Source organism: Antarcticimicrobium luteum (assembly GCF_004358185.1).
In the GTDB taxonomy this organism is placed as follows: domain Bacteria; phylum Pseudomonadota; class Alphaproteobacteria; order Rhodobacterales; family Rhodobacteraceae; genus Antarcticimicrobium; species Antarcticimicrobium luteum.
Map to the genome: position 1 here is coordinate 167,850 of NZ_SMUV01000068.1, position 8,556 is coordinate 176,405.

The 8,556-nt window shown below is 64.0% G+C and carries 5 protein-coding genes; 3 read left to right on the plus strand and 2 right to left on the minus strand.

Annotated features, from left to right (window positions below):
* Positions 1-359: 359 nt before the first annotated feature.
* Entirely contained in the window at positions 360-3,281 is a 2,922-nt protein-coding gene (locus E1832_RS22555; protein ID WP_165978894.1) for a hypothetical protein, read from the minus strand.
* A 193-nt stretch (positions 3,282-3,474) separates the two neighbouring features.
* Between E1832_RS22555 and E1832_RS13870 the strand changes: the two genes are divergently transcribed.
* On the plus strand, positions 3,475-5,493 hold the full coding sequence (locus E1832_RS13870; protein WP_133360354.1) for a sensor histidine kinase: 2,019 nt from the start codon (positions 3,475-3,477) through the stop codon (positions 5,491-5,493).
* A complete protein-coding gene (locus E1832_RS13875) occupies positions 5,490-6,119 on the plus strand; it encodes a response regulator (protein ID WP_133360355.1) in 630 nt (209 codons plus the stop codon). Before E1832_RS13870 ends, E1832_RS13875 begins: the two co-directional genes overlap by 4 nt.
* A 360-nt stretch (positions 6,120-6,479) precedes the next feature.
* Here the strand turns inward: E1832_RS13875 and E1832_RS13880 are convergent, their stop codons facing one another.
* The gene (locus E1832_RS13880) at positions 6,480-6,689 is read right to left on the minus strand and encodes a hypothetical protein (RefSeq protein ID WP_133360356.1); all 210 of its coding nucleotides are present in this window, start codon (positions 6,687-6,689) and stop codon (positions 6,480-6,482) included.
* Between the two features lie 194 nt (positions 6,690-6,883).
* On the opposite strand from E1832_RS13880, the gene E1832_RS13885 reads away from it, so the two are divergent.
* Positions 6,884-8,455 carry a helix-turn-helix domain-containing protein gene (locus tag E1832_RS13885; RefSeq protein WP_165978895.1) on the plus strand — a complete coding sequence of 524 codons (1,572 nt, stop codon included), beginning with the start codon at positions 6,884-6,886 and terminating at the stop codon, positions 8,453-8,455.
* Positions 8,456-8,556: the final 101 nt, after the last annotated feature.

The following is an 8,556-nucleotide window of genomic DNA, read 5'->3' on the forward strand; positions in this document are numbered from 1 at the left end:
GGCGGACCTGCAACTGCGCGTAGTCAGGCGGCATCGTTTCTCACCGGAGCGGGCGGGCTTCCCTCCCTTCGTTCACCCTCTCCGGCCGAAGATACCATGATGCATGCGCAGTGAATGGCAGATTGGCCCGCACAGCCGGCACTCGAGCGACGGTCATGCCATGCCTTGCAACGGGCTGACCGGCCGCTTTTGTGATGCTGCGCCGCGGCCTCCGGCCGTCGACGAACGGCCGCTCCGGGCCGATCGTGTCGTCTACTGGAAAGCGGGGCAAGCGGCCTTTCCTATCCGTTCGAGGCGCGTGATGAGATCGGCGAGCGCGGGGCACTTCACAAACCATGACGTTGTCTGACGCGGGCCCGTCAGATGAAGACGATGTCGTCTGTCAGGGCAAACATGTCCCCGACGTCGCGCAGAATCAGGTCCTGCTTGCCAAAGTCCAGAACGACATCTGCTCCGGTATCCGTCCCGTAGGTTTCCAGCACCTCGCGCACGTCCAACCCGCCGCCCCACAGCGCCTCGCCAAGGACAAGCGTGTCCGTGCCGGCCGTGAAGTCCTCGATCTCGTCGTGACCGGACCCGTGGAGAAACACGAAGGTATCCTTCCCGCCCCCGCCGTGCAGAACGTCGTTCCCGGCACCGCCGTCGAGCCAATCCTTGCCGTGCCCGCCGGAGAGAACGTCGGTTCCCTTGGCGCCTTTCAACGTGTCGCCGCCGGTTCCGCCAAGGAGGGTGTCCGCGCCTGCGGATCCCGACAGCCTGTCGCCTCCTGCGCCGCCAGAAAGCTGATCCGATCCGCCCCGGCCCTTGATCTTGTCGGCGCCGCGCCCGCCGGAAAGCAGATCCGCCCCCTTGCCGCCGTCGAGGAAATCCCTTTCGGTCCCGCCCGCGAGGATGTCGTCCCCGTCGCCACCCAGGATCCTGTCCCTGCCCGCACCTCCGGACAGCAGATCGGCGCCGCCCTTGCCGTTCAATTCGTCATTTCCGCCGAGCCCGAGGATATAGTCATCGGCGTCGCTGCCGATGAGCGCCCTTCGATCCGCGTCGTGTTCGTATCCGCTGTCCTTGGCGCGCATGTAGTCGCCGAAAACTTCGAACTCTGTCCCGCCGAAATCCGGGACGGTGCTGTAGTCGGTTTCCCCCGCGATCACCCTGTGGCCGTCCAGGTGGCCAACCAGCGTATCGTCGGCCACCATGCTCATGATGGCCCAGTAGAGCCCCTGATTGTGCTCGGCCCCGAACCCGCCCAGCTTGAACGATTCCGTCGGGTCGGTCATCGCGACATTGGGCAGGTCGATGGCGCGCAGGCCGTTGTCGAAGTTCTGATTGGCGTTCAGGGGCGAATTGGGGACCAGGGGCAGCGACGTCGGGTTCTCGCGGTCGAAGGTCACGGGATCATTGGTGAAGGAGAGCCCGATGTAGCTTGTGGGGGCGTCCAGGGACACGGTCTGAAAACTGCCGCCGAGCTCGATCGTGCGCACCAGCGAGGGGTCATACTGGCCGTCCATGCCCTTTTTCGTATAGCCTTCGAGCAGGGCCTCATGATGCAGCCCGGCCGAGGCCAGAGAGACGATGGTGAGATCAAGCTCGGACTGCAGCCGATGGGCATCCACCAGCGTGAACAGATCCACCGTGGCACCGCCCAGGCTGTGACCCGAAACCACCACCTTGTCGATGTTGTTGCCGTCGTCGTTCGCATAGCCGATCGCGGCGTCGATCAACGGGCGCATCGCCTCGTAGTAGTTGTAGATGCCGTTGCCGGTAAAGGACTGCCCCAGGGCGGCGTCCACGGCGTCCTTGTCATCCGTGCCGCGAAACGTCAGCGCCAGGGTTTTATTGCCCTCCGGGTCGAGGCCGACGGCCACCAACCCTTGCGCGGCATAGCGAGTGAAAATTCTGATGTCCTCAGAATCGCCGATATATAGCCCATTGGTGGAGAAGAACGCCTCGCCTGTCTCGGCGCGGAAATAGTCGCCCAACCCGTTGCCGTCGTCGAGAACCGTCCATTCGGCGGCCTTCAGGTACGCGCGGTAATCGTCCATCAGCCCGTTCTCGGCCAGTTCGTGTGTCGACCGGTAGTCTTCGGGCAGGTTCTCCATACCGTAGACCGCCCGTGCCATGAAGGCGCCGAGCTTTACCTCGAAGGCCGAATTGACGATAGTCTTCCGCGGGCCGCTGTCGTGATCGTGGCCGAAGTCCTCGGACCAGCTGTTGTTGGCGGTCGACAGTTCGGGATCGCCGCCGGACACTTTTACCTCGACAGTGTGCGGCCCGTCCTCTGTCAGCGTGTAGTCGAAGCTTTCCCAATCCCCGAACAGCGGCGTTAGGCCCCAGCTCAGCTTGTCGGTGCCGACGCGGGCGCCATCGACGATGTACTCGATGTTGATCGGGCCTTTCAGCAGGTTCCAGGACTCGGTTCCGATGTTCTCGATGAAAGGCCGGATCTCGATCGTGTCGCCCTTGTCCCAGCCGCCAAGCACACGCACATCGCTGACGGTCAGGTCGGGACGGTCACCGATGGCGAAGGTGTAGCTCTCGGAGCGGCTGTCGTTGCTGGTGTCCGCGTCACCGGAATCGACGATGCGCACCTGCACGGTGTTGGTCCCGACCTTGTCGAAGACATGCAGGTCGCTTTCATAGTTCACCTTGCCGCCCCCCAAGCCGGCCGGCAGGACGCTGGTGCCGATGACCTCGCCGTTGACGAGATACTCGATGTCGACCTTGCCGGTGTAATACTGGTCGCCCAGGTTCTCGATCCAGGCCTCGATCAGCACCGGCGAACCGACCTCCTGCGTTCCCGAGATGTCGATGTCCTTGACCCGCAGATCGGCGGCCGAGTTGTAATCGACCCAGACCTCCAGATAGTTGAGGTCGAGTGAGATCCCGGTCCGGTTGTCGATCCGCAGCCCCCAGTTGCCATTCACCGGGTTGCCGTCGAGCCCGAAGAGAATGCTGGATTTCAGATCGCTGCCCCAGAAGGAAATGTCGTAGTCGTCCGACTTGTCGCTGTCGTTTCCGTCGTCCCCGTCCGCGCCAAAGCCATCCCAGTTGTAATAGATGCTGTTCTTTTCGCCGTCGGGAGAGACGATCCACATGTCGACCTTGCCCAAGTCCACCTTGGTTCCGGAGTTATGATCAAGGTGCAACCGGAACCGCACCGCCTCGACCTCGGCCCCGGCCGGATCGCCCGACGGGTTGAACGTAACCGTACTGAGCCCCTTTGCGATGGTCATGTCGTCGTTGTAGTGGTCGGAGTAGCCGTCGTAGAAATAGGCGGTGCCCATGGCGCGTCTCCCGCAGAGAATACGTTCCGTCAGGTCAGTTGTAGCCGGACAGGGTGACGGAACTGAATGAGGGAAACACCTCATTCGAGCGACGGACTTGAAATTTGGTCCCAAAAACAGAGACATGTGCCTGACGCTTCGCTTCAAGCGGGTGTGCTTGACGCAACGCAAGGCCGCAAGGTAGCGTTTTGCGATGCGTGGTTTGCCGGTGCTGCTTGTCTTTCTTCTGTGTCTTGCAGTGCCCGCCTCGTCGCAGGGGCTTCGCGGCTGCGGTGTCGCGCGCCTGTCGGATGCGGCGGAGTTTTCACTCAATCTTGGGGCCTATGCCTGCGCCATCGCCGACGAGAGCCGCGCCTTGACGCTGGAGGACGTGTTTGGCCCCGAGGGCGACGCGCTGTTCGCGCCGGTCCCCGGCAACCTGATCGACTTCGGCTTCGGCACCGGGCGGTACTGGGTGCGTGTCCTGCTGGAAAACACCTCGTCCGATCCGGGCCTGTGGTGGGTGACCCACGACATTCCGGTCGCCGAGCTGGTGCAGGTCCATCTTGTGCCGGATGGCGCGCCTTCCGCGTCGGCACGGACACTGTTGAGCTACCGCGCCACGGACCCGTTCGGCGCCCGGCCGATCCCGCATCGTCACCTGGTCTCCGAAATAACCCTTGCGCCAAGGGCGAAGGCGACCCTATTGATCGCCTATACCACCGACCAGGCCACCGAGATGCCGCTCTTTGTTGAATCGGTGCCGCATTTCGTCGCCCGGACCCAATCCGAGACCCTCTGGATCGTGATGCTCACAGCCCTTGTCCTGGGCATGGGGCTGATCAACACGGTCTACCTCTACGGGCTGGATGGGCGACCGGCCCTGGCCTATGGCAGCTACATGCTCGGCGGTGTCCTCCTGCTGACGCATATCGAGGGCTACACCTTTCAATACGTCTGGCCGAATGCCCCCGGCTTCAACAACGTGGCACTGGCGATGATCGCGCTCACGTCCGTTGCGCTCGGGGCGCTGTTCGTCGACCGATTTACCGAAACCGCACGGCATGCCCCGCGGCTTCACCGGGCCGCCATGGGCACCATTGCGGCGCTTGCCGCACTGGCGGCCCTGTCCTGGGTGTTGCTGTCGTCGATCTGGTTCAAGTTCGCGCTGCTGGCCGCGGTGGTGGCCGGAACCGCCATGCAGGTGGTGCTTGCGAGTGCCGCGCTGCGACGGGGCCAGGCCGGCGCCGGGACGCTGTTGCTCGGGTTCGGCGCGCTGGCGGCCTCGCTTCTGGTCGGCGTCGCCGGCTACCTGACCGAGGGGCTGTTCGAGCAGGAAGTGGCGGGGGTGGCCATACGGCTTGGCTTTCTGGCCGAGGCCACGGCCTTCTCTGCCGCCATCGCGCTGCGGATCCGCGCCGCCCGACGGGAACGGGACCACTCGCTGCGCGAGCAATTGCGCCTGTCCGAAGACCGGCTCTACCTGTCCGAGGCGCTGCGGCGCGCCGAAGACGACCGCCTCGAAGCCTCCCGCGCCGCCGATCGGAGCCGCGAGGCGCTCGCCAGTGCGGCCCATGACATCCGCCAACCCCTGACATCGCTGCAGATGGCGCTGTCGGGACAGGGCGAACAACGTGGAGGCGTGGAGACCAGTCTCAACTATCTCAGGGAGATCGTGCGGGTCGGACTGGAGGAGGCCAATGCCCCTCTGGGGGCGGGCGATGCCGACCCGGTGTCGCGCGGGTCCCGGGAACGGTTCACGGCAGACATCATCCTCAGGAACATCGAGGCGATGTTCGGCGCCGAGGCCGCCGATCAGGGGACGGCCCTGCGTGTGGTCGCCTGCACGAAAGACCTCGTCGCCGACCCGCTCGCGCTGATGCGCATGGTCGGAAACCTCGTTTCCAATGCCTTGCAGCACGCCGGCGCCGGGCGGGTGCTGGTCGGATGCCGACGATCGGCGACCGCGCTCTGCCTGGAGGTGCATGACACTGGCTCCGGCCTGTCCCTGGCCGAACTGGCCCGCGTGACCCGGCGCGGGGAAACCGGGGCGACCTCGGGCGGCCACGGCTTGGGTCTGTCCATCGTGACCGAGCTGGCCGCGGCACACGGGCTGGCATTCGAGATGCAATCCTGGCCCGGACGTGGCACGGTGGCCCGCATCTGCGTGCCAAACGACGACACGGAGATAGTGCTGTCGCGCGCGTCCACACCGACCGGAGAAGCGCCATGAAGGACCAAACCGCCGTCATCGCGGACGATCACGCGCTCATTCGGCAGGGGATCCGCCAGATTCTGACCTCTGCCGGGCTCGACGTGGTGGCCGAAGCCTCGGACGGGCTCGAGGCCATCGCAATGATCCGCAGCCATCGACCGGCGCTGCTGACGCTGGACATCGCCATGCCCTATTCACGCGGCATCGAGGTTTTCGGAGAGGCGCGCCGGTGGTCGCCGGAAACTCGGATCATCGTGTTTTCCGGGATGACCTCCACCGGCCTTCTGAGCGAACTGGCCGGTGCGGGCGCGGATGCGATCTTTCTAAAGCGCGACGAACTGGAGTCCTTTTCGGCGTCCATTCCGAAGGTGATGTCGGGGCAACGGATTCTCGGGCCCGGTGTCCGCGACCTCCTTGACAGCACGAGCAGTATCGAAACCTTGACGGCCCGCGAGCGGCAGATCCTGAACCTCGTCGCGCAAGGGCTCAACAACCGGGATATCGGAGCGCGCCTCGGCGTCAGCGCCAAGACCGTGGACAACCATCGCACCAACCTGATGCGAAAGGTGAACGTCCATTCCGCGGCGGAACTGCTTGCCCTCGCCCTGCGCGAAGGCCTGCTGGACACCAACCGCGAGACGTGAGCCTGCCAGTGGGTCATGTGTCCGCAGCGCCGTGATCCGTCCCATGATTATGTTGCGCATTGCACCAACGGCCGGTTTGGTGAAACAGCGCCGTGGGTGTTTACATTTGCGAAGGTCGGCTCCGGGCCGGTCACGCCCCGAAGGACGACCCCGGCTCGCAACTTTGCACCGGCGGCTTCCTGCGCATCGCTGACGTCCATATCAGGGACGGTGAAGGTCGGAAGCCAGCCCAACAAAGACATTCGAGCAAGGTGCAGCGACAGATCTGCTGCAGGCGCGAAGGCCAGTGGTCAATTTCCCGTAACCGGGCATCCAGCTCGGCGTGGGCCAGCAAGGGTGATGGTGTGCACCGAACAGATGTCAGCGATGCGCAGGAACCGGCCTTTCCGGCGGTGGCAGCGAGGTGGAATCTTCGCCGTTCATCATATCTTCCACGGGCCCGGCCGACAGCAGGCCCGGGCGATGTAGCGCCACGCGACCGATCAGCTCCACGATCACTGACCGAAGCCGGCTGATCTGATGGATGCCGGCGGGTATGGATTGCGTTTTTGCGTGCTCTTTCCCTGCCATCTTGTCCTGGCCACCGGATCATGACCTCAGGGCGCCCAGCAAAAGGCATCGTCTTGACGGACGCGAACAATTCTTGCGAGTGTTGAACACCTCCACACCACGCCGCCTGTTCAAACGAAGTCATCCTCTCTCCGAAAACGTATATGAGATTTGCGCCCGACTTTTCATTCGCCGAGCGGCCAGACCGAGAGCGGGTGACCTTTACGCGCTCGGAAAAACGGGCGCTTGAAATACTGTGCCGACATCCCAACCGCCTGCTGACCCGCGATCAGATCCTCGATGCGCTCACCGGATCGGGATCGGACAAGGGTGACCGCAATATTGACTTTTTGATCAACCGGTTACGCCGCAAGCTGTCGGACAACGCTCGCGATCCGCGCTATATCGCGACCCGCTACGGCGAAGGCTATGTCTGGATCGGGCCGCCGCCCGGTGTTGTTGCCGATCTGGCCGATGCGTTCCTTGTGGTCGGCCCGCTGCGCGGCCTCGACAATCTGTCCGATTGCCACAGCCTTGCCCACCGGTTCGCCGCCGACCTGCGCGCCAGCCTGAGCGCCGATCTGCCGCCCGCGCAGCGGGTTGCACTGGCGCCGGACTGTCCGCCGGCGACCGATTTCGCCGACCAGAGGCCGAGCTTATCCGTCGAGCTGTCTTTTTTCGAGGAGTGCGGCGTGGTCAATTGCGTCGCCGCCGCGCGCGATTTCCCGACCGGCCGCATTCTGGCGATCCTGCGCGTATCTCTGCCCACCGACATACCGGCCGGGACCAACCCTGCCGCCGCCGACGCCGCGAAGCAGCTGCTCAACAATACCTGGCGGACGCTGGCAACAGAGACCGACAGCGGCTTGCCGCTTCCGGTTCTTATACACCTGGCCGCGACCGAGCCGGACCACAGCCATGGCGCCGCGACCGACAGCGACCGGCGACTGGACAAGCTCAATACGCAGCTCGAAAACCGCTCCATGGCGGCCTGGCAGGAGAACGAGACGCGGCTGCGCGGCCTGATGGAGGTCGAGCCCGGCGATGCCGGCCTCAAGATCCTCTACGCCACCCATATCCATTCGAAGTATATCTCTTTCGGGCACCGCCTATTCCGCGCCGGTATCGACACGCGCGCCGAGGACGAGGACCGGATCGAGGCTTTGGTCCTCGCCGCGCTGCCGCATGTGCAATCCGAACCAGAGTACGCGATCATGGCGGCCAAGCTGTTGCACTTTCTCGATCGCGGTTATTTCGACCTGGCGCATACCTTGTCGGAGGAGGCCTTGGCCTCCAGCGTCGCGCCGGCAGGCTCACTCGTTATCGCCGGCCAGCTCCGTGCTTTCGCTGGCGAGACGGAGGCAGCGCTGCGGTGTTTCGATCAGGCGCTGAACCTCGTCGCACACGGGTCCAAGGCGCATCTTTATGCGCTGACCCTCAAGATTCAGGCGCTGCGCGCGGTGGCGGATTTTGATCGCCTGAACCTGACCAAACGCGAACTCTACGGCATCTCGACTGCCGCAATGCTCTTCTTTGAGCCGATGTTCGCCGACCCCGACAACCTTTCGATCCGGGCCAGGGCGGTGGTGCGGATGCTATCGTATGAAAAGGCGGCAGCCCTGCTGCGGATGAACCATTACACCAGCGCCCGCCTGTTTCGCGACGCCGAGCATCGCGCAAACAGCATCCTGACCCCGCTGACGCTGGTAATCCGGCGTTTTGGCAAGGCGCGTCTCCCCGAGGAAATCGCCAGCGCATACCCAGAGTTGCTCGACCGTATGCCCTGAACCGCCTCGCGGTCTAAAAAAATCTACAAATCTAACAATCCTACAACAATCGCCTCCGACAACCGGCGTCGACTACCGATCCCGGTAACCGGCCCCGAGGA

Bases quoted from the DNA above. Each gene is read 5' to 3' on its own strand.
- E1832_RS22555 (WP_165978894.1), bottom strand. From the start codon at position 3,281: ATGGGCACCGCCTATTTCTACGACGGCTACTCCGACCACTACAACGAC.
- E1832_RS13870 (WP_133360354.1), top strand. From the start codon at position 3,475: ATGCGTGGTTTGCCGGTGCTGCTTGTCTTTCTTCTGTGTCTTGCAGTG.
- E1832_RS13875 (WP_133360355.1), top strand. From the start codon at position 5,490: ATGAAGGACCAAACCGCCGTCATCGCGGACGATCACGCGCTCATTCGG.
- E1832_RS13880 (WP_133360356.1), bottom strand. From the start codon at position 6,689: ATGGCAGGGAAAGAGCACGCAAAAACGCAATCCATACCCGCCGGCATC.